The 21,388-nt window shown below is 50.3% G+C and carries 24 protein-coding genes, 1 tRNA gene and 1 pseudogene; 8 read left to right on the top strand and 18 right to left on the bottom strand.

Annotation, left to right across the window (positions count from 1 at the left end; all coding sequences use genetic code 11):
* Positions 1 to 87: 87 nt before the first annotated feature.
* Positions 88 to 447, bottom strand: coding sequence for a DUF1292 domain-containing protein (locus PUR_RS11945; protein WP_179035425.1), 360 nt, complete (start codon positions 445 to 447; stop codon positions 88 to 90).
* A 93-nt stretch (positions 448 to 540) separates the two neighbouring features.
* On the bottom strand, positions 541 to 1,098 hold the full coding sequence (locus tag PUR_RS11940) for a copper amine oxidase (RefSeq protein ID WP_179037888.1): 558 nt from the start codon (positions 1,096 to 1,098) through the stop codon (positions 541 to 543).
* A gap of 267 nt (positions 1,099 to 1,365) precedes the next feature.
* Here PUR_RS11940 and PUR_RS11935 point away from each other — a divergent pair, with 267 nt between their 5' ends.
* Positions 1,366 to 2,103 carry an MBL fold metallo-hydrolase gene (locus tag PUR_RS11935; protein ID WP_179035424.1) on the top strand — a complete coding sequence of 246 codons (738 nt, stop codon included), beginning with the start codon at positions 1,366 to 1,368 and terminating at the stop codon, positions 2,101 to 2,103.
* 71 nt (positions 2,104 to 2,174) lie between these two features.
* Here PUR_RS11935 and PUR_RS11930 read toward each other — a convergent pair whose 3' ends face one another.
* The 3 genes from PUR_RS11930 to PUR_RS11920 all read right to left on the bottom strand — a co-directional run bounded on the left by PUR_RS11930 (position 2,175) and on the right by PUR_RS11920 (position 3,287).
* Positions 2,175 to 2,411, bottom strand: a complete 237-nt coding sequence (locus PUR_RS11930) for a DUF3892 domain-containing protein (protein WP_179035423.1) — start codon at positions 2,409 to 2,411, stop codon at positions 2,175 to 2,177.
* Positions 2,412 to 2,492: 81 nt separating this feature from the next.
* Entirely contained in the window at positions 2,493 to 2,936 is a 444-nt protein-coding gene (locus PUR_RS11925) for a GNAT family N-acetyltransferase (RefSeq protein ID WP_179035422.1), read from the bottom strand.
* Positions 2,937 to 3,050: 114 nt separating this feature from the next.
* Complete coding sequence (locus PUR_RS11920) at positions 3,051 to 3,287, bottom strand: hypothetical protein (RefSeq protein ID WP_179035421.1); 237 nt, start codon at positions 3,285 to 3,287, stop codon at positions 3,051 to 3,053.
* A gap of 179 nt (positions 3,288 to 3,466) precedes the next feature.
* Between PUR_RS11920 and PUR_RS11915 the strand changes: the two genes are divergently transcribed.
* From PUR_RS11915 to PUR_RS11895, 5 genes are all read left to right on the top strand, one after another.
* Complete coding sequence (locus PUR_RS11915; RefSeq protein WP_179035420.1) at positions 3,467 to 4,390, top strand: AEC family transporter; 924 nt, start codon at positions 3,467 to 3,469, stop codon at positions 4,388 to 4,390.
* A gap of 34 nt (positions 4,391 to 4,424) precedes the next feature.
* Positions 4,425 to 5,015: a P-loop nucleotide/nucleoside kinase family protein gene (locus PUR_RS11910; RefSeq protein ID WP_179035419.1), complete on the top strand. Its 591-nt coding sequence runs from the start codon at positions 4,425 to 4,427 to the stop codon at positions 5,013 to 5,015.
* Positions 5,016 to 5,256: 241 nt separating this feature from the next.
* Positions 5,257 to 6,249: an ABC transporter substrate-binding protein gene (locus PUR_RS11905; RefSeq protein WP_179035418.1), complete on the top strand. Its 993-nt coding sequence runs from the start codon at positions 5,257 to 5,259 to the stop codon at positions 6,247 to 6,249.
* Between the two features lie 3 nt (positions 6,250 to 6,252).
* A complete protein-coding gene (locus PUR_RS11900) occupies positions 6,253 to 6,963 on the top strand; it encodes a GTP-binding protein (protein WP_179035417.1) in 711 nt (236 codons plus the stop codon).
* A gap of 1 nt (position 6,964) precedes the next feature.
* Positions 6,965 to 7,759, top strand: coding sequence for an ATP-binding cassette domain-containing protein (locus PUR_RS11895; protein ID WP_179035416.1), 795 nt, complete (start codon positions 6,965 to 6,967; stop codon positions 7,757 to 7,759).
* Between the two features lie 152 nt (positions 7,760 to 7,911).
* Here PUR_RS11895 and PUR_RS11890 read toward each other — a convergent pair whose 3' ends face one another.
* A complete protein-coding gene (locus PUR_RS11890) occupies positions 7,912 to 9,093 on the bottom strand; it encodes an NAD(P)-dependent malic enzyme (protein ID WP_232101831.1) in 1,182 nt (393 codons plus the stop codon).
* 540 nt (positions 9,094 to 9,633) lie between these two features.
* Here PUR_RS11890 and PUR_RS11885 point away from each other — a divergent pair.
* Positions 9,634 to 9,705 (top strand) — tRNA-Val (locus PUR_RS11885).
* Between the two features lie 265 nt (positions 9,706 to 9,970).
* Here the strand turns inward: PUR_RS11885 and PUR_RS26550 are convergent.
* The 4 genes and pseudogenes from PUR_RS26550 to PUR_RS11870 form a co-directional block, all read right to left on the bottom strand.
* Positions 9,971 to 10,069 (bottom strand): annotated as a pseudogene (locus PUR_RS26550) (putative holin-like toxin); the annotation flags it as partial.
* Between the two features lie 45 nt (positions 10,070 to 10,114).
* Positions 10,115 to 10,681 carry a sugar O-acetyltransferase gene (locus PUR_RS11880; protein WP_269474720.1) on the bottom strand — a complete coding sequence of 189 codons (567 nt, stop codon included), beginning with the start codon at positions 10,679 to 10,681 and terminating at the stop codon, positions 10,115 to 10,117.
* A gap of 37 nt (positions 10,682 to 10,718) precedes the next feature.
* The gene (locus PUR_RS11875; RefSeq protein ID WP_232101830.1) at positions 10,719 to 11,759 is read right to left on the bottom strand and encodes an ROK family protein; all 1,041 of its coding nucleotides are present in this window, start codon (positions 11,757 to 11,759) and stop codon (positions 10,719 to 10,721) included.
* Positions 11,760 to 11,908: 149 nt separating this feature from the next.
* Entirely contained in the window at positions 11,909 to 13,387 is a 1,479-nt protein-coding gene (locus PUR_RS11870; RefSeq protein ID WP_179035415.1) for an MDR family MFS transporter, read from the bottom strand.
* 184 nt (positions 13,388 to 13,571) lie between these two features.
* Here PUR_RS11870 and PUR_RS11865 point away from each other — a divergent pair, with 184 nt between their 5' ends.
* Complete coding sequence (locus tag PUR_RS11865; protein WP_179035414.1) at positions 13,572 to 13,988, top strand: MarR family winged helix-turn-helix transcriptional regulator; 417 nt, start codon at positions 13,572 to 13,574, stop codon at positions 13,986 to 13,988.
* Between the two features lie 29 nt (positions 13,989 to 14,017).
* Here the strand turns inward: PUR_RS11865 and PUR_RS11860 are convergent, their stop codons facing one another.
* From PUR_RS11860 to PUR_RS11825, 8 genes are all read right to left on the bottom strand, one after another.
* Positions 14,018 to 14,647 carry a C40 family peptidase gene (locus PUR_RS11860; protein WP_179035413.1) on the bottom strand — a complete coding sequence of 210 codons (630 nt, stop codon included), beginning with the start codon at positions 14,645 to 14,647 and terminating at the stop codon, positions 14,018 to 14,020.
* Positions 14,648 to 14,866: 219 nt separating this feature from the next.
* Positions 14,867 to 15,169, bottom strand: a complete 303-nt coding sequence (locus tag PUR_RS11855; protein WP_179035412.1) for a nucleoside triphosphate pyrophosphohydrolase family protein — start codon at positions 15,167 to 15,169, stop codon at positions 14,867 to 14,869.
* Positions 15,159 to 15,695, bottom strand: coding sequence for a hypothetical protein (locus tag PUR_RS11850; protein ID WP_179035411.1), 537 nt, complete (start codon positions 15,693 to 15,695; stop codon positions 15,159 to 15,161). Before PUR_RS11850 ends, PUR_RS11855 begins: the two co-directional genes overlap by 11 nt.
* Before the next feature lie 92 nt (positions 15,696 to 15,787).
* On the bottom strand, positions 15,788 to 16,300 hold the full coding sequence (locus PUR_RS11845) for a GNAT family N-acetyltransferase (RefSeq protein WP_232101829.1): 513 nt from the start codon (positions 16,298 to 16,300) through the stop codon (positions 15,788 to 15,790).
* A 99-nt stretch (positions 16,301 to 16,399) separates the two neighbouring features.
* Positions 16,400 to 18,103 (bottom strand): glycoside hydrolase family 66 protein, encoded by a 1,704-nt coding sequence (locus PUR_RS11840; RefSeq protein WP_179035410.1) that lies wholly within the window; start codon positions 18,101 to 18,103, stop codon positions 16,400 to 16,402.
* A gap of 5 nt (positions 18,104 to 18,108) precedes the next feature.
* Complete coding sequence (locus PUR_RS11835) at positions 18,109 to 18,930, bottom strand: carbohydrate ABC transporter permease (RefSeq protein ID WP_179035409.1); 822 nt, start codon at positions 18,928 to 18,930, stop codon at positions 18,109 to 18,111.
* A gap of 11 nt (positions 18,931 to 18,941) precedes the next feature.
* A complete protein-coding gene (locus tag PUR_RS11830) occupies positions 18,942 to 19,823 on the bottom strand; it encodes a carbohydrate ABC transporter permease (RefSeq protein WP_179035408.1) in 882 nt (293 codons plus the stop codon).
* A gap of 114 nt (positions 19,824 to 19,937) precedes the next feature.
* On the bottom strand, positions 19,938 to 21,269 hold the full coding sequence (locus PUR_RS11825; RefSeq protein ID WP_179035407.1) for an ABC transporter substrate-binding protein: 1,332 nt from the start codon (positions 21,267 to 21,269) through the stop codon (positions 19,938 to 19,940).
* Between the last annotated feature and the right edge of the window lie 119 nt (positions 21,270 to 21,388).

Below are 21,388 nucleotides of genomic sequence, written 5' to 3'. Positions count from 1 at the left end.
AAAACCCGATACCTGATCATAAGGTATCGGGTTTTCTTGAGTCGGCGCCGGGAATATTCCAGGTCCTCTTCTATATCTTGTCCGAATTTATCCTTGCTGGGCGACAAGCTCTTTATAAGCCGCTTCCACAGCATTCCATTCCGCTTCGTCTTCGATATTGTAAAGCACCATCTCTTCTTCTTCTTCTTCCATGCGCAGAATGATGCCGTCCGCTTCCGGGTTCTCGCGTTCCAGCAGCAGCGCATAGAGCTTGTCGGCTACGTCGAACGTTTCCACCAATACCATTTCCACATCTTCGCCCTGCTCGTTCGTCAAGGTCAGCACAAATTCCTCATGCTCATGGTCGTGCCCGCAGCCGCATGCGTCGCCATGTTCATGGCTATGCGAATGATCATGGTTATGTCCGCCGCAGCATTCTCCGCCATGCTCATGTTTGTGATCGCTCATTGAAATACCTCGCTTTGAATTGAATTATCCTACATTTGGTATGGTAACACGTAAGACAAGCCCAGGTCAATTTACAAGCACCTGGGCAAAGCATTAATCGAGCGCAGTAATAACCTTCTCGGACACGAGCGAATAGTCACCGTTTCGAGTCGCCTTCATGTAAAAGCCAAACCGGTATTTGCCACTCTCCTTAAAATCGTACGTGATTTCTTTCGTCGAGAACCAGAAGTTGTCCTTCTGCCCGCTGTCCAAATCCCGGGAATCAAGGTCCTTGACGTTGCCGGAAGGATCGGTAATCGAAATCTTGACGCCTGCAATATCGTCAGTCAGACTGTCCACCTGGCACAGCGCTTTAAATTTCAGTTTGCCCACATTGACGTTCCCAAAAATGGTATCGCCCTTGAACAAGGATATGTGCACATTCGGTTTAAGAATCTTCACCTTGCCGGAGTCGCTCCAAATCACCAACCCGTCGATTTCCCGAGCGGGTATATAGGTTTTTCCATCGATCAGATACCCTCCGTCGGATAATTCCTTGCCGTTGCTCCATACGCGCACTTTTTGATAGACGGAATCGGCAAACAGCATCGAACCTCCCATCAGGGAAAATGCCAAAACGCATACAGCCACTTTTCTCCATCTCTTATTCATCACCGCTCGTACCTCCATACTAATTCATGCTGTTAATATATACTTCATCCGTATGGGCAAGTTGCGCCTGCCTAGGCAAAATTTTCATCAAGATCGCTTATCGGCGGTTTTCATGGGTTAATATGGTTAAAATGAGAGAGAACGCCATGAATTCTGCGTAAAACAGCCGATTTAACGAGTTGTTTTATTTGGAATTGAAAACTTCATCATGCGTTTACAAACGGCTGATACTATAAAACAGATGGCTAACCCGGGAGGTATTCGAAGATGACAGTCAAATTGCAAATGCTCGGAACGGGCAGCGCCTTCGCGAAAAACTATTTCAACACTAACGCCCTGCTGCTGGGCAGCGGCTATACCCTGATGATCGATTGCGGCATTACCGCTCCGCTGGCCATGCACGAGCTGGGGCGTTCCTTCGAGGAGATCGATGCCGTACTGATTACGCATCTGCATGCCGACCATGTCGGCGGACTGGAAGAGCTTGCACTGTCGCTGAGGCATAAAACGGGCCGTAAAATGACTCTTTTGCTCGCTGAAGCGCTCGTCGAGCCTTTATGGGAGCACACCCTGATGGGCGGGCTGTACCAGGAGGGCAAAACGACTTCGCTCGACGATGTCTTTCATGTCCGTCCCCTGCGCCCGGATACGAATTATCGCTTCTCGCCTGAAATTAGCGTCTCTCTGATCGCAACACCCCACATACCCGGCAAAGACAGCTATTCGCTGCTGCTGAACGAGGATGTATTTTACAGCGCCGATATGACGTTTGAGCCTGAGCTTCTATCCGATCTTGTTCGAATCCGCGGCTGCCGCAAAATTTATCACGATTGCCAGCTGGAAGGGCCTGGTGTCGTTCATACGACCCTGGATGAACTGAAGAGTCTTCCCGAGGACATCCGCAGCAGAATTTCCTTGATGCATTACGGTGACGAGAAGCCGGATTACATCGGGCGGACGTCAGGAATGGACTTTCTGGAGCAGCATGTGATTTACGGACTATAAAAGACAAATTAAAAAGGGACTGTCCAAGGCCATTGCGGCCGCGCGGACAGTCCCGTGCAATTGCGCTGCGCTTAAAACAGCGGAAGCTGATCTAGATTGTTGGTCGGATCGCCGTCGGCATCCCCTCTAATATGGGGGGCTCCGTCCTTGCCTTTGAACACATTGACACCGGCTATCGCTCCGGCCTGAATTTCCTGCAGCGCCTGCTCATAGCTCAGCATACGGCCCGTTGAAGTCTGAAACGAGGTCAAATCTCCGTCACCGTTCTTTTGAACCGCCACAAAACGTTCCCGTCCTCCGTTCACCATCTGGACAATCTCCTTACACTCAAATTTGCCAAAAACAAGGCACCACTTAGATTGTCCGGCTGTCGGGCCGGTTATGCGGACCTATAATTTTTTTTGCATCCGTACGTGCAATATCCCGGCATCATAGAAAGGCTTCTCGGAGATAACCTCGTAACCGAGCTTGCGGTAGAACGATTCGGCCTGGCACTGTCCGTCAAGGATGGACGTTTCAAGTCCGAGCTCCCGGGCCAGCTCTTCCAGCGCCAGCAGCAGCACCCGTCCGTAGCCTTTGACTCTGTATTCCTTTAGCACGGCGATCCGCTGCATTTTTGCAGTGCCCTCTCTGTAATATGTCAATCTTCCTGTGGCAACGGGAACCCCGTCGTCAACGATCAGCAGGTGATAGGCATCCGGGCCAATCGCATCATAACGGTCGATCTCTTCCTCCATAGGAACCTTTTGTTCTTCTACAAATACCTTTTTGCGGATATCCAGCCCCTGCTGCAGCTGCTCCTCTGTTGTAACGCGCACAATCTCCGCCGCCATTTTTGTGGATTCTCCCCTTCTTAGTCTCGATATTGTCAATTAAACTATTATACTGAATATCGTTTTGGCTGTATAGCTGAAAGGGAAGAGAGCGGCTATGCGTTCCGCTTGATGTTAACGGCCGTCCGAGTATACGTCATCCGGAATGGACTTCGAGTATACATCCTTCAACACCGGAGCCAGCGGATCGCGCTCTTCTCCAAGCCCTCTTCCGGGATTTGAAATACTCGATATATCGAATGAATCGGAAAAGGCGGGGTCGATGGACACCTCGTTGTGATACATACAGCCGGAGGCGGCAAACAGCAGCGCGCCGGAGACCGCGGCAAGTCCCAGTTGTCTTATTTTCATAGTCCGGCTCCTTTCTTCGGATTTACATATCCAGGTTTGTCCAATAGTTTTAACGAAACCGGTTCGTTTTATAACCAATACCTCTCTGCCAAAAGTCAAATTGTGCTATAATAGCTACGTTTGACCGTACGTTTATAGCCAAATATCTTTATACTTTTATATTGAAAAGAGTTGATTCCGTGGTAGGTGAGATTTTACTTCAGGTTGTGCTTCCTGTTTTTATTCTGATTGGCGCCGGATCGCTGCTGCAGCGGCTGTTTCGGCTGGATTTGTATACGCTTGCCAAAATCAACTTTTATTACATAACGCCCGCCGCCGTGTTTATGAGCATGTACCTCTCGAAAATGTCGGCTTCCCTCCTTGGCATGGTGGTCGGCTTCTATGCGCTGTACATAGGTATCCTTTATATTCTTTCTTTTATGCTTACACGTTCGTTAAAATACAGAACAAGCATGAAGGCTGCATTTACGAACAGCGTACTTCTGGATAATTCAGGTAATTACGGCATGCCGGTCAACGATCTGGCGTTCCACGGCGATTCCCTCGCCGCCTCGCTTCAGTCGCTGATTATGGCGCTGCAAAGCTTGCTCACTTTTACCTATGGCGTAATATCCATTCAACGGGCCAAGCTTAAAGGGAATTACCGGGTCGTCATTATCGGATTTCTGAAAATGCCCGTCCCTTATGCGCTGGTGCTGGGATTATTGTTTCATGCCTTCTCCGTGCCGCTGCCCCTGTTTCTGTCCAAACCGCTCACCTATGCGCAGGAATCGATGGTTGCCGTCGCACTGCTTACGCTTGGGGCGCAAATCGTCAAATATCCGCTTCGCCTTGCCCGGCTCGATATATATCTGAGCCTTCTGCTGCGCCTGCTTGCCGCCCCTACGATCGGCATTCTGCTCGTGCTTGCGCTCGGCATCAAGGGCATTCCCGCCCAGGCTCTGATCATCGCCTCCGGCATGCCGACCGGCGTCAACGCTTCCCTTCTGGCCGAGGAATATAATAACGAGCCGGACTTCGCGGCCCAGACCGTGCTGGTTTCGACGCTGATAAATGTCATTACGATTACCGGTTTGATTTCGTTGGCCCGAATGTTAGGGTAAGATCAGATGAACTACATACAGGGAGGAATAGCCAATGAATAAGCTCGTATTTTTCCTCGGGGGAGCCGGAGCCGGCAAGACCACGCTGGCAAAGGCGCTGGCAGCAAGACGAAAAACAGCCTTTTTCGACATGGATATTCTGCTGCGGCCCGCCGCGGAGGCGATTATGACGCTGCACGGACTTGACCCCTCCGACCGGGATTCCGAGGCTTACAAGAAGCTGTGCCGCGATCTGGGGTATCGGATAACGATGGACGCCGCTCTGGACAACGTCAAGCTGAATGTCGACAGCGTTGTGGTAGGCCCTTTTACGAAAGAAGCCGAGGATGAAGGATGGATTGCGCGCGAGCTGGCGCGGATCGGCCGTTCGCTGTCAGATGTCGAGGTAAAAGCGGTCATTGTCAGCCTATCCGATGAGAAGCTGTATAAGGAGAGAATTACCGCAAGACGTTCCGGACTGGATGATTGGAAGTTGCGCCACTGGGACGATTTCCGTTCCTCGCTTGCCAGCCGCACGGTAAAATGGCCGCTTCCCTCTTCCTCCATCCTGTACTTTGATAACTCCGGGCCGGACCCGGACCTTGCTGCGGACGCAGTCGAACGTTTTGTCTATCCGGAGGAATAATGCCACTCTTCGTTTTGCCGTCTCCTTCCTGCTGTAAACTTTCGTTCCGTTTCCGTTTTTTTCATAAATTCTCCTTCTGTTTATAAGTTCACCGGTCTAAATTAAGTTAATGAGGGAATGTTTGTAGTATTGTCAAACATTTTGACCTTGTGCAAATTGTGAAACAAATCACCGCTATTTATAATTAAACATAACTTACAAGCGCGTCTTCAAACCGAAGGCAATGAGAGGATGAATGAATATGAAACCCGGAACGGCCCAAGTCAAAGAAAAATTGCCCCGCCATTTGCTTGCCATGCTGCCCTGTCCGCTTAAGGTGCCTCTTGAAGAAACGTTTCTGCACCAGCAGAGTTCGGGGCTCTGGTCCGATCTGGACCCGGAAGAACTCGCATTCGAAGGAAATGCCAATCAGAGTGACTTCTATAAAACGGTGGATCAGTTTCATTCCGCGGATGAACTGCCGGATGTCGTAATTACTCCGGGGATCAGCAGCTTTTTCCACCCGGACTTCCGCACCCGGTTTCTTGACAAAGACGTGTTCGCCGATGCCGCCGGATACGCGCAGAACGAGCGGTTCGCGGAAATCGGGATGAAAGATCCGACAGGCAGGGTAACGCTGATGTGCGTGAATCCGCTGGTCATCGTTGCGGACAAAGCCAAGCTTGGCGATATTCCCGAACCGCGCTCCTGGAGCGACCTGCTGAATCCCGTTTACCGGAAGCAGGTGACGATGAGAGGTCATAACGGCACCTTTTGCGAGACGGTGCTGCTAACCATAGGACAGAGTTTCGGCGAAGATACGCTGACGGGGCTCGGGCGGTCGGTTCGCCAGGGACTTCACCCGGGTCAAATGGCAAAGCTGGCGGGTACGGACAATGAGGCGGGTACGGCTCTTTACGTCATGCCGTATTTTTATGCCAACATGATCCGCAAGCGGGATAAGGTCAATATCATATGGCCCGAGGAAGGCGCGATCGCAAGCCCCGTCTTCCTGCTGGCTAAACGCGGCGCGTCCGAGGCAGGACGCCGTCTGGCTTCCTTCTTCACCGGCGCGGAGACGGCGGAGCTGTGCGAGCAGGCCTTTTTCCCATCGCCTCATCCATCGGCGGCATCCTCGTTCCCGGAGCGCAAGCTGCTGTGGATGGGATGGGACCTCGTCTGGAACCGGGATATTCAGACTTTGACGGACGCAGCGAACGCCGCCTTTAACCAAGGCTTTGAACAGGGGGACTGACCGATGAAGCTCATAACCGTGGCCGGACCGCCGTCGAGCGGCAAAACCTCCATGCTTCTGCGTGTGATCGATTGGTTCAAGGAGCAGGGACTCCAAGCGGGGGTCGTCAAATTCGACTGCGTCGCGTCCAAGGATGATGAGCGCTACCGTGCCAAAGGAGTGCCGGTGCTTCTCGGTCTTGCCGGTAACTTGTGCCCGGATCATTATTTTGTTACCAATATCGAAGCCTGCGCCCGGTGGGGGCAATCGCTGGAACTGGATATTCTGATCAGTGAAAGCGCGGGGCTGTGCAACCGCTGTTCCCCATTTATCCGCCAGGCTCTGGCGGTCTGCGTCATCGATAATTTATCAGGGGCGAATACCCCGACCAAAATGGGGCCTCTGCTCAAACAGGCCGACATTGTCGCCATTACCAAAGGCGACATCGTTTCACAGGCCGAGCGCGAAGTGTTCCAGTACCAGGTACGCAAAGTGAATGCCAGAGCCGAGGTGCTTCAGATTAACGGCCTGACGGGCCAGGGTAAGGAGCGCCTGGGCGCCCTGCTGACGCAGGCGCAGGATATCGACACTTTGGACGGACGGAAGCTCCGTTTCTCGATGCCTGCCGCGGTCTGTTCCTACTGCCTGGGCGAAACCAAGATCGGGAGCGATTATCAAATGGGCAATGTCAAGAGCATTGCCATTCCCGACGTTCCCCGCCCGGAGGTGAGCTAGCATGACGGATAGCATTCAATCCATAACGATTCTTGGGGGCCGTTCCAAATCAGGCCAACCCGAGGATGTAAATCTGAGGCTGGTGCCCGGCGATCTTGTTGCTGTGGTGGGGGCAACCGGCTCGGGCAAGAGCAGGCTGCTGGCCGACATCGAATATATCGCCCAGCGGGATACGCCGAGCAGGCGCTGCATCCTGATTAACGATCAGCCGCCCGCATCCGAGCTGAGGTTCGCCTGGGGAAGGAAGCTGATCGCTCAGCTCTCCCAGAACATGAACTTTGTGATGGACGCCACGGTAGCGGAGTTTATCTCCATGCATGCGGAGTGCCGCGACAACAGCTTCGAAGAGATGGGACTGGAGAATCTGATCGTCAGCGTCGTCTCTCAGGCCAACCGGCTGACCGGGGAGCCGATTCATCCGGACACCCCGCTGACCGCGCTCAGCGGCGGCCAATCGCGGGCCCTGATGATCGCGGATACCGCCATTCTTTCCGACAGCCCGATTGTGCTGATCGACGAGATCGAGAACGCGGGGATCGACCGCAGGCAGGCGCTGGATGTTCTCGTGCAGAATCAGAAAATTGTGCTGATGGCGACCCATGACCCGATTCTGGCGCTGCTCGCCCACAGCCGGATTGTGCTGAAGAGCGGCGGCATCGCCGATGTCCTGCGCAGCGACGAGAGCGAATCTGAGCTGCTTGAAGAATTGCAAAAAGCGGACGCCGCCATTATGGCTGTCCGCGAGAAGCTGCGAAGAGGCGAGCGGCTGGAAGGCGCGGAGTTCAAGATCTCTTAAATTTTTCGAGGGAGATGTTTCGTTTACTCTCCCTTTTAAGCCTTAACAATAAAAAGCGAACCAGCCCCTCGTTGGCCGGTTCGCTTTTTATTATAAATATAGATAAAGTCAGACCTCGTTCATCCGACAGAATGTGCTGCCTTTCACTTGATTTAGTACACGGTGGTCAGCAGATTTTTTCTCGCAACTCCGGTTCGGATTGCCGCCTCGGCTACCGCCTTACGAATACATTCTACAACCCGCTTGTCGAAAGCGTTAGGAATGATAAAATGTTCATTCAGCTCAGAAGCGTCGACTGCCGACGCGATCGCTTCCGCAACCGCAAGCTTCATTTCATCGTTAATGTCGCTGGCGCTGCAGTCCAAAGCTCCTCTGAATATGCCCGGGAAGCAGAGCACATTGTTAATCTGGTTCGGATAATCGGAGCGACCCGTTGCCATAACCTTTACATATGGAGCCGCAAGAGCGGGATCAATCTCCGGCGTCGGATTTGCCATTGCGAATACGATCGGATCTTTAGCCATATTCTGAACATCTTCGACCTTCAGCACATTCGGCGCCGACACCCCGATAAATACATCCGCGCCTTTGATGCAGTCGGACAAAGAACCTTGTTCCAGATTGGGGTTGCTCAGCTCCGCAAATTCGGTCCAATGAGGCTTGTCGTACACGTTCTGGCGGTTAATGGCGCCTTCCCGGTCGACGCCGATCAGATTTTCAGCGCCTGCGCCCAGCAGCATCTTCGCCACCGATATGCCTGCCGCGCCGCAGCCGTTCACGACAATTTTGACATCCTTTATGTCTTTGTCTACCACCTTCAGCGCGTTAAGCAGGCCTGCCAGCACAACAATGGCCGTACCGTGCTGATCGTCGTGGAACACCGGAATGTCCAGCTCTTCCTTGAGGCGGCGCTCAATTTCGAAGCAGCGGGGAGAAGAAATATCCTCCAGATTGATGCCTCCAAACGTAGGAGCGAGCGCCTTGACGATCGCGATAATCTCTTCCGTGCTCTTCGTGTCCAAGCAGATCGGGACCGCGTCCACATCGGCAAATTGTTTGAACAGAGCCGCCTTTCCTTCCATGACAGGCATGGCAGCCCTCGGGCCGATGTCGCCAAGTCCCAATACCGCCGTACCGTCGCTGATGACCGCTACTGTATTTTTTTTGGTAGTCAGCTCATATGCTTTATCCTCGTCCGAAGCGATGGCCTGACATACTTTGGCTACACCCGGCGTATAGACCTTGGCCAGATCCTCCATCGATTCGATCGGATGCTTCAATGTTGTTTCCAGTTTGCCGCCTTGATGAAGCAGCATGATTTCCTCCACATTCATGGTTTTCCCTCCTGGTAATTGGCTAACCGTTTCATCTTTCAGGTCTTTCTCTATTTATCCTGAATCGGGACGCTGTTCTCCCTAATCATTTCTATCTATATTTTCGGTATTTCTATCTATAATTCTTAATTCAATCACATTACCCTGAGGGATTTCCGCCACATGCATCACATTTAGAGATAAGCTTTTGAACTTATCGCAAATTTTTATAAAAGAATGGTTCATCCGGTCGTATTTCATTCAAAAAAGCAGCCGTAACAACAGAATTCACTTCTCCGATTCTAGCGGATATTTGCGGATACGGCAATACATTCGATCCGATTGAAGTGAAGATGGCTGCGCTCATACCCCTTGCCCCGTGGTACCCCCGGCAGCTTGTTACAATCTCTGCATTGACGGCACGTACCCGTCTTCAATTGTAAGCCGGAAAATCCGATTACGGTCATATTCGCAATTGCAGTGGCGAGTACGATAAAAAAAGGCAAAATAAAAAAACAGTTGCATCTTCCTCCTGCCTTATGATATTATAAATCTCGTTGCAGGACGGTAGCTCAGCGGGAGAGCACTATCTTGACAGGGTAGGGGTCATGGGTTCGATCCCCATCCGTCCTATATGATTCAGAGCGAAAAACCTCTTATTCTATAAGGGGTTTTTCTTTTTGTCTGCTTTTAAAGGGAGAATTTAAACCGTCCAATTTCAGATTTAGGAACGGGTTGGGGACGGAATTTTTAGAATGGAATTTGCTCTATTGAGGGATTTGATTCAGAATTGTGGTATTGTGGGGTTAGAAAAAGACGTACAATGCAAAGAGAGCCGTGCTGGAACACGACTCTCCGAGCAATAGCCGCTTGAAAGGCGGTCAGCTTTAATCAGGTACTACCCATGAAATAGGTCGGTTCCCAGCCAAGGGCGGCCTATTTCTTTTTGAGGTAATTTCAGCAGAGCAATAATGAACATGCCAAACATGAACATTAAGAGGGTCCATCACCTGCTATACCCGTCAATACATTGTCCCTTATCTCATAGCTCAATCTTTTTAATTATTTGGGCCGGATTACCGCCGACAATTGTATTGTCCGGAACATCTTTGGTGACAACGGCTCCTGAAGCGATTACCGCATTATCGCCGATCGTAACACCAGGGTTAATGACGGCTCTGCCGCCGATCCAGACATTGTTCCCAATCTTGACCGGCTTCCCATACTCCGGGCCAGCGATGCGCTCGAATGGATTGATCGGATGGGTCGCCGTATAGATGTGTACGCCCGGAGCCAAGAAGCAGTTATCCCCGATTCGAACTTCGCAAACGTCCAGGATCGTACAATCGAAGTTGGCGTAGAAATTTTCTCCGACATGGATGTTATAGCCATAATCGCACCGAATGTTGGGTTCCATGCTCAATTTTTCGCCCGTGGAACCAAACAGTTCTTTTAAAAGCTTCATTCGGAGTTCCGTCTCGGTTTCGGTAGTCTGATTATACAGCCGCACTGTCTTTCGCGCATACTCATGTTCTTTCATCAGTTGTGGGTCGGAGGCGTGATACAGTTCCCCATTCAGCATCTTTTCTTTTTCGGTTTTGATTGTCATCGTAAGTTCCCTGCCTTTCCAATTCCTATGGTGCCCCTTAACGCCGCTTTTCTACAAGCTGCAAAGAATAGGCCAAGCTTTCCAGTGTGATTGCAATCAAGCCGTTCATGTAATCCTCGTCCGGACGATCCAGAATGATCAGCTCAGGCATATGTTCCTCTGGAATCGTATCCAGGCAGCGTTTAATGATCGGCTCTAAATCTTCCGGCACGGCTTGATCTCCGGTCAGGGCAATCGTCTCGGGATTAATAACGGCAGCCAGGGACATGATCGTGTGCGCCGCCAATGGGATGAACGTATCACGCTGATTAAGCCGTATGAATTGCTCCTCACGCGAGATGCCAAACGGCAGAAATGAGATTTCCCCGGCAAATTGGGTATTTCCTTTATGAATATGCCCGTTAATGATCATCCCCGCGCCCGGAAAGCTGCCCTTGATAAAGGTCGCGACGGCGATCGTTTTATCCTCATCGTAATTCTGATTTTTATAGAAACCGTAAACGGTCAGGTTCATATCATTTTCCACTGTAACTTCAATTCCGTATTTCTCTTTAAGAAGTGCCTCCAGAGGAACATGGATCAATTCCTTAATATCGCAAATATTGATGATCCCTTGATGGACGAACCCTGGAATACCGATTCCAACCGCTTTGATCTGGTTAAACTTCTCGATGAGCGTTCCGGTCAAGTGATCAATGGTTGCTGCGTCGAGGACCTTCATCTCCATGTACCCGCTGTCCACACGTTCTCCAACGGAGTTGGCCACCGCATAAGTCAGGGAAAGCAGGCCGTCTCGCGTTTTAGCGTAGATGCATGCTATATATGAAAAATCGGCGTTATAAACAAACCGCCTTGCCGGACGGCCGCCGCTTGATACTTCCAGTTCAGTCTCTATAACCTCGCCGGTCTTAAGCAGTTCATTGAGAATATTTCCGCAGGTTGCGATACTAAGGCCGGTTGTCTGTGAAATCATGGATTTCGTTCCCTGCTTCATCGCTTTCAAAGCCTGCTTGATAAGTTCCCGGTTGATCTCTTTTACCCGAATGGAGTTATTGGCAATCTGATTTATTTCCTTCACCTCCCGAAACTTTTGATAATAGTTATTAAAAGTATAATAATAAGTACACTATAATTTAATTCTGCGTATTTGTCCAATTTACATTAAAAAAACAGCCTCTCAAAACCCTGGCAAGGGCTCTAAGAGGCTGTTCAGTATGATTTATTATTTCAACCGTTCGCTTTCCTGTTCACTGTTGAGCTCTTAAGAACGTCGGCAGTCTTGCCGGTTCTCGGTTTTTTTATGAGAAAGGTTAACGGAATCGCAATGACGCCAATTAATGTAGCGACTAGAAACACGTCCTGAACGCCCATCGCCATGCCTTGAGCCTTCAGCAGAGAAGAGTCCCCCCCTCCCTCGGCCAGCACTTTGATATGAGACGCGGATCTTGCAGCCAGCAAAGAGCTGAAGATCGCAATGGCCAGCGCTCCTGTAGCTTGACGCACCCAGTTCGTTACGGAAGAGGCATGACCGGTATATTCCTTGGCGATGGCGGACATCCCGGCATTGGTAACCGGCATAAAAGCAAAGGCAATCCCCGCATAACGCAGCGTCATCCATGAGGCCACATAGATATGGGTTGCAGCCAGCGTAAGATGACCGAGTTCCCAAGTCGAGATGACCAGCAGCAGGATACCGCTAAGAATAAGCCAGAACGGTCCTACCTTGGTGTACAGCTTGCCGACCACCGGAGATAGAAACGCCATCACCAGCGAGCCCGGAAGCAGCACTAGGGCGGTTAGTAACGGAGTGGACTGCTGAATATCCTGCAGAAAAATCGGAATCAAAAACGTTCCGGAATATAATGAGATGGTAATCGTGCAGTTGATGATTAAGCTGTACGTAAAACGCTTTTGCCGGAATACCTTCAGATTGAGCAGCGGCTCCTTCATGGATACTTCTCTGCGAATGAAATGGGTCAACGCGGCGACCCCAACCACCAGCAAGGATAACGTCTGCCACGAAGTCCAGCCCCAGGAGTTGCCTTCACTGAAGGCCAGGATAATAAATGCGCTGCTTAGAATAACCGTTATGAAGCCAGGCAAATCGAATGTCTTAAGCCTGCCGGGCTGACGGTGATAGGGCAGACATTTGAGCGCTGCCGTAATGGCAACGATTCCGATAGGCAGGTTGATGATAAATAGCGACTGCCAGCCGAAATATCCGGTAAGCCAACCGCCGAGTGTGGGCCCGAATGCCGGGGCAAGCATGGATGAAAGACTCCATAAGCTCATGGCAAAAGCCTGCCGTTCCTTCTCAATGAACTGATAGATCATCGTCATCGTTGTGGGAATGATCAGACCGCCGAACACTCCTTGCAGGATGCGAAAGGCGATCAAGGAATGAATGCTCCAGGCTATCGTGCATAGACCGGAGAAGACAGTGAAGCCCGATAAGGCAAACAGATACAGATATTTATAGCTCCACTTATCGCCAAAATAGCCGACGACCGGAGCGACAACCCCGGTTGCCAGCAGATAGCCGGTAATCATCCATTGAACAGAGCCAACCTCCGCATGAAAATCCTTCATAAACACCGGGAAAGCCACATTAATCGTTGTGGAGCTTAGGATGGACATGAAATTGCCGAAAAAAATCGCTAAAATAATGAGCCAAAACGAAGAATTCCTAGCCTTTTGATTATTCAATGCTTTCTCTCCTCTATGCTGCACCGAAACCAAAAATTAGATTTGTTTAAAATTTAGGTGTAGGATACAATTAATTTAGTATAGGTGTATTATACAACTAATAGGTTGAAAAACAAAATGATTTTTTCATGTTATTTTCACTTATAATATGGAGAAGAGTACACAATAAAGGACGGAATGTACAATGGAAGATAAAAATTTGGATTTCATTAGTAATGAGATGTTGAAGCTGATTCGCCGCGCCTCCCTGGACAAGAAGCATGGCGGTCTGGACCGTTCAAGCTATACCCTGCTGTATCATTTGTCCAACCACGACAATGTTGGGGTTAAGGCGCTGGCGGAACAATTCGGCCTGGACACCTCCACGATAAGCAGACAGACAAGTGTGCTTGAACTCAAAGGATACATAGAGCGGGTGCCCGATCCGCAGGATGGAAGATCGAGTTATTTTCAAATCACCGAACTGGGCTCACGGAAGCTTAAAGAGGCGAGAAATATCAGATTGGACAGATACGAGCAAATATTTAAAGACTGGTCGCCGCAGGAATGCCGGACTTTCGGTGAACTGCTGGCGAGACTTAACACTAATCTTGCCAAATAGCGAGGAAAAAATTTCGAATTATATATCTATTAAACCGCCAGCTCATCCAATTCATTTGAAGCTTCTCCCACATTTCGTATGTATTTTAACCTTTCCCGCTTGAGAAGCGGGTAATCGTACAGAGGACCTTCGTAGACCGTATCGAATGCAGGATGATGAAGGAAATCGTTAGGCGTCACTAGCGTCGAGGGTCGATCCCATAAGGAGAGACCGCTTTTGCGCAGCGCTTCGGATACAAACTGGGAGCAAAAATAAGCATTTTTCATCTCAATGTCAAGGTTCATCAGTAGGCCTAATAATCCGATCAGATTGTAGCGATAGGCTTGCTTCTCCTTCTGAAAAGACCGGATGATCCGAATGGCAGCGTCACGCTGCTGCTTCGAAATCCGCAACCGGAGCAGTACGCAGCGAGTGTCGGGATAATGACGGAAGGTTCCCTCATAGACATCTTCTTTCACAAATCCTCCAGCCCAAGGCCTGTTTGGGTATTTGCGGCCAAAGCTGAACACGTCATTCAGCTCCGCGTCGAGCGCCAGAGATGCATGGTTATACGGAGCGGCGGTGATGCTTTTGATCAATGTTGTGAACAATGTGCCCGTATCGGTCAACAAAACATAAATGCTGCTCCCGGAGTTATTGTCTCTTCTGTTGTCAGTCATTGTATTCACCTCACCCTAAGATTAACAAAGGATGAAATCAGCGGTAACTGACCGGGGTTTAGTTTCGTTCTGGACTTTGGTCGCGGGACTTCTTTGGCCAATGGCCAGGAACACCAAAGCTTATGGTAAAGGATAAGAGAACCACTGGTACGCAAATGGACGAAAAAAACGCCCGCGTTAGCGGACGCTCAAACGAGTTTTTATTCATTTTCTTAAATATTATAGCCATTTGAGCCATTTCTCTTGAATGGCCTCCTCAAGTTCCAAATCGTTGAACCTTGCCATTGCCATGGTCAAACAAAGTAAATCAACCAACTCGTTTTGAAAGTTTTCCTTCAGTTCCTCCAGTGACCTTCCCCTGCTTCTGGCTTTTCCAGCGCTCTCCAGATAGCATTGCACCAATTCGCCCAATTCCTCCTGAATCTTTAATAGGAACCAATCATTATCCCGCTCAATATTAAATTTTCGGCAGTACTGGGATGAAACCTTCTCCACTCCCTCAACCACATCATTAAACTTCAAACGAATCCTCCTCAAACCTCACAAATTCATCGGCATTAGCCCGGATATGGGCGGCGATTGCCTTCAGACTTGCCGGAGAAATCTGCTGAAACCGCCGGTATAACTGCTCCACCTCGGCATTCAATTCCTTGTCACGATCGAGATCGGTAATTACGGCGTCCTTCCACTCCAAGCCGAGCCTGCGGTTTCGGGCCTCTAGAACCTCTTGGGTTTCTTCCAGCAGATGGGACATCTCTCTATCGCCAAAAAAGCTTATTCCGTTCATCACACCCGCCCACATGTCCGGATTTTGCAGCAGATGGGTGATCCAGCCGTAATACTCCATTTCCGAATTCTTCGCGTGGTCGTAAAAGACTTTGAACATGCATAACGCCCGCTGCCCTTCAGAAAGTTCGGATATTACCTCGGCCTTCACCGCCATATCCTTGGCGCGAATTTGGCTAAAGGTCGGCTCCATGCACGCCCAGCCCAATCTTTCATCTTCCAAGGAATCGAATTCACGCTTGTTCATTACCGCTAATGCCATAACATCTCTCCTTTCCATATAATACCACAATATTCCGGATGGCAGTTTACAACAAGTACTCCAACTCAAGCTCATGGCGGATTGGAATGCCGTCATTCCCGATCAAGGGGAATCGACGGCTTAAGCTTTCGAGCCTCTGTAATGGCATCTCGGTGTACGGCTTTGAGATCGAACCCCCTTTTCCAAGAAGAAACGGCTACGCCGTCCTTTAAGGGACGGTACCGTTTCTCGCAGAAATATAAGGCAAGGATAAATGTGAAGCTTATACTTCTTATATTTTGATAAAAACGGATCGCCCTAGTATTATCATTGGAAGTAATGAGCCAGACTCTGGCGCATCCTTCCGCCAGGGCGCGTGCAATCACCGCTTCAATCAGCCGGGTGCCGGCCCCGATACTCATGGTCTTGCTCTCCAGCAAGACGATCTCGCACTCTCCATTCCGCACATGATAGAAAATTGCCGAAAGCAGATTGCCGTCTTCATCTTCCGCGCAACAGCCGGGCAGCTCCTCCAGCCGGTGGACTTTCCCCCGGGATACCATCAGCGGACCAGCCTGGTTGGCCGCTTCCTTCCTGCATTCCGCATCCATATCTTTTATCCGCATCAAGCATGCCTCCCGTCTCAATAACAGCGGCTTTATATAGATCAACTGGCTGTAAGGAGGCAAAATTTTCCTTGAGACTTCGCACTTGCAGTTCCCCGTTCAATGCCCAATCACCAGCATGCTCCACTGGTACACACTGGGCACGGTAACCGAAAGCGTATATCCCCGTTCACTTTCTTCAAGGGAATATTCCAGATCCTTCGGTCTGCCCATGTCGATATCGGGGCTGGCCGTAAATACGGAACGAACCGGCTCAGTGACTTGAACGCGAACGGTCAGATTTTTCACCACCGCCGGTCGGTTCTTCCCCTCGTTCCAATAATCTTCGGCGTTATTCGTCAGATTGATGAGTTGAATCAATTTCATCTTTTCGTTCTCCCGGACCACGGTCCAGACTTTGCCGGGTTCGCCGTACGTGGAATAAGTCGCGCCGCCGAATATATATTCCAAATTATCTCCCTCCACATGCGTCATGGAGACGTCGCGCAAAGACGGATCATACAGCAAATGAACGTAGCGGACCATAAAATCGTAATAAGTCCGGATTTCCCGCATGAAGGCATCGCCCGCCACGGAATAATCGACGTAATATCCCTGGGTGAGCACTCCGTTGTTCTCTCCTAGCAGCAGGTGATAGGCTCCATGGGAGAAAATCACCGCAGACAGCAGCAGCGCAGCGGCATGCGCTCTATCAATGGATTCTGGGGATTCCAGCCGGAAAGGCTTCAAGTAGGCGGCGAGAATGACCGGCTTGCCGCGGCCGAACTGCTGTGCCCAGGCAATAATTTGCTGAATATGATGGTATTTTTCATAAGGATTCCATACCTCGATATATACGGCATCCTGAGCGGCCGCCGCCACCGTATCAACCGGCCAATTGCCCACATTGTTGAAGATCAGGCCGATATCCTCTTTGGACTTGTTCAGCTCCTTGCGGGTGTTCTCGATCAGAACCGGGAATTGCTTCTCCAGTCGCTCCACCTTTTTCACGCCGCCGAGTCTTGAAATGCCCGTCTTCGGATAACCGTACGTATCCATATGGATGCCGTCGAAATCGACCTGCTCGATCGCCTTTTTGTACTCTCCAATGATGTGGCAATGCCAGGGCGACTCCTCGCTGATGTTCATAATCGTAAAAATATCGATGAAATCGACGACTTTTCCGTTCCCGTAATACAGCGCCCAATCCGGATGCTCCCGGTAAAAATCTTTGCTGGCGGCGTAAATCGCTCCATAGGCCATGGCCTTCATCCCGTAGGAGTGACAGAGCGCGATTTTCTCCTTCACAACTTGAAGGCTGAGCTCTCGACCCATCAGATCGGTAAAGGTATCCTCCGGCGGAACGAGGTCGTCATGGCGGTACATCCAATCGTAAAATTGCACCAGATTAATATGAAGCTTGCCCAGGCTCTCAACATCCTTGGCATCTCCAAGCTCACGCGAATGAAAATCGCTTAAAAAGCCGTACCTCGGCGATTGCCGCCAGCTCGAAACGACATCAAAGGTGGTCGAGAAACGCACAGGCTCCGTCTCATTCTGCGTAAGCAGCAAATCGACGCCATATCCGCGAAAAGCTTCATCCGGCGGGCCAAAATCCAGTAGATGCGTTGAAACGGCACCCGGAGGAATGACAATATCATAGGCTTGGCTGTCGAGCACATGGTTCGAACATATAATTTCCGCTGTTAGACGAACCGAAGCTTCATGCTGGAGCGGATTATCCAATTCAACCTTAATGCATACCGGTTCTCCGGTCAGATACTGGGCTTTACCCGGGTAAGCGTCTTTAATCGTTGGAAACATACGGTTCATCCTTTCACCGCTCCGGCGGTTATTCCTTTGACGAAATATTTTTGGAAGACCAAGAAAGCAACGACAGCGGGTGCAAGCCCGATCACGGCGGCGGCGGCCATCAGATTCCACTGCGCGCCGTACTGCTGAAAGAACATGGACACGGCAAGCGGGATCGTCCTCATATCTTGGCCCTGCAGGAAAAATACCGCTTGGCCGTAATTATTCCAAATCGCCAGCCCCTGCAAAATGACGACCGCCGCCGTTACCGGACGCAGAAAATGAAACGTGACTCTCCAAAAGGCCGTAAACGGCGTGCATCCGTCGATAATCGCCGACTCCTCAATTTCCCGGGGAAGCACTTTAATGAAGCCGGCATACAGGAATACGGAAAAAGGAATCCCGTTCGATGCCATAAGCAGAATCATGGCCCAATGCGTATTGATGCCGCCGATCGATTTCATAAGCGTATACAGAGGCACGGTAATAATGATCGCCGGAATCATCATGCAGATCAGCAGCAGGTTGAAGACCGATTGATGAAATTTGTTGCTGTACCTTACGATGGCGTAACCCGCGGAGCTTGCCGCAAGAATAATCAGGATCGCGCCGCCTATAGTGATAATCAGGGAGTTCACCGTGGCGAGTCCCATCCTGGACGATTCCCACGCTTCCGAGAAATTGGAAAAATTGAAATCAGGCAGCAGTGACAGACCGTTAAACAACGTGCGGGAGGGCTTGTTCAGCGCCAAGTACAGCAGGATGTAAAAAGGGATTAAGGACAGTAGCGACATGCCCGCTACCAAGGCGTATTTACCGAGTGTTCGAGTATTTTTCATAGCGGCGGCCCTCACATTTCAAACTCTTTCTTATTGATATATCTCATAAAGATGAAGACGGGAATAATGATCATGACGAACAGAATCATCGCTACCGCGGTTGAATAGCCGGTAAAGCTTCCGTACAGCATGCGAAGAATATAGATGCTCAGCGATTCCGTGCTGTAACCCGGCCCTCCGTCCGTCAGCGCGATGATGACTTCGAAGACAGACAAGGAACCGATAATATTGGTGACGACATTGATTTTGATCGACTGAACGACCATCGGAATCGTAATGTACCAGAGCGATTTTATATACCCGGCGCCGTCGATTTCCCCAGCCTCGTACAGCTCTTTCGGAATGGACTGCAGGCCCGCCAGATAGATAATCATCGTCATCCCTACGAACTGCCAGACATTGATGAACACGAGCACGATTAGCGCGGAATGCGCATTGCCCAGCCAGTCGCTCCCCCCCGTGCCCAGATGCAGGCTTTGCAGCAGATGATAGAGAAAGCCCCGGTCCGGCTGCAGGATAAAATACCAGACATACCCCATAATCAGCGGGCTGATGACTGCTGGCAAGTAGACGACCGCACGCACAAAGCCTTTTCCCTTAAACGGACGATCCAGAATCAGCGCATACAAGAAGCCGAATAAATTAAGCAAGGGAGCGCTTCCAATCGCAAAGAAGACCGTATTGTACACATCTTTCTTCGCCCGGGCGTCATGGAAAAAGTCGATAAAGTTCTGTAGTCCGACAAAACGCGGAGCCGACATGCCGTTAGAATCCGTCAGGCTGATCCCGATTCCCTGCGCGAGCGGATAAATAAAGAACAGTCCGAACAACAGGATGGCCGGCAATGCCATAAAAAGATGCAGGTTATTCCATAACTTACGCAGTAGATTCATCCGATTTCTCTCCAATCCGTTGCCGGGACCCGGCTTCTATCTAACGCTTTTCCGTTCCCGGGTCCCGATGTCATCATACTCCCGCAGTCTTACGCTATGAAACCGTAACGCCGCTTATCTATGCGTCGCTTTCCAGGCTTTGTCCCAGGCGTCTTTGTAGGCTTTGGCAAAATCAAGGGAAGCTGAATACTGGCCTGCCAGAAGTTCCTGTACCATTCTGCCGGCATCGTCGCCGGAGAAGCCCGACGGCGAATCCGTGAAAGCGATGTTAACGCCACTGTTCAGTGCCTGATTGGCTTGTTCTTTAAGCGGCCCCCAATCCGCAGTCACATCCGTAAACGCCGGAGGCGATTTCAGGAACTCGCTGTAGGTCTTCAAATTTTCCGGCTGCAATAAGAATTCAAGGAATTTCTTCGCTTCTTCCGGATGCTTGGACTCGGCGGTGATGGCGTATCTAGAATCGTCCGCAGAAAGGACGACCGGTTTCGTTCCGTCCTGAATGGACGGGTAAGGGCTAAACCCGATGTCATTCTGGAAGTCGGGGCTAATTTTGAGCAGATCCGCAACCACCCACATCCCCTGGCTGATCATCGCGGCTTTGCCTGTAGCGAACGCTTCCTTCTGATTGTCGTACGTTGCGGTCAGAGCGTCTTTGTTCATCAGACCAGCGCCTTGAAGCTCCAGCAGACGTTTGGCGAAAGTATCGATCGGGCCGTTCTCCTGATCGAACTTCAATTTATCGGATTCATTGTTAATGAAGGCTTCACGGGAGCTTTTTACGCCCAGGTCCTGCTTAATAATGCCGTGAGCAAGGAACTCAATCAGATGTCCAAGCGTCCATGACTCTCTTCCGGCGATAAATATCGGAGTCACATCCGGCTTCTTGTCCTTCACCGCTTGGAGGTTCGCTTTAAAGTCGTCCCAGGTCAACGCCTCTTTCAGGCCCAGCTCCTGGAATATTTTTTTGTTGTAAAAAATACCTGCCATCGTCACGTTCGTCGCAACCTGATACTGCTTGCCGCTCTTCACGTCCGTCGACAGTTCTTTAACCGCAGGCAGCACTCTCGGCCAGAACGGTTCATTCGAAAGATCCAGGTATTTACCTTGATCGATATAATCCTGCTCTACAACCGTGGTGATGTCGGGAATGTCACCGGAAGCGAATTTCACTTTAATCACATTGCTTGCGTCCTTTTGATATTCCTGCTCTACTTCGATTCCCGGGTTTTCCGAATTGAATTTTTGGATCAGGGTGTTCATTAAATCGACTGTTTCCACTTTGCCGGTAAAAAACTTCAGCTTCACCGTTTCTTTGGGGGCCGTTTCCTGAGCCATGCCTGCACTACTGCTTGGGTTCGGTGAATCCGCACTTTTTCCGCCGCAGCCTGCCAGCAAGCCGAGCATCATTACGCCGCTGAGCAGCAAACCGAGTTTCTTTCTTCTCATATTGAATCCTCCCTTTTGTTGTCTGGCCTCTGATTGTGTTCCCTGTTACATTTTCATCATAAGGGGGAATTCGCTGACGCAAAACACCGCATTTTTACACAAGGGTGCGATTTTTGCAG

It is taken from the genome of Paenibacillus sp. URB8-2 (assembly GCF_013393385.1).
Classification (GTDB): domain Bacteria; phylum Bacillota; class Bacilli; order Paenibacillales; family Paenibacillaceae; genus Paenibacillus_AQ.
Note: the sequence above shows the minus strand (reverse complement) of the source record. Positions and strands in the feature narration are given on the sequence as shown.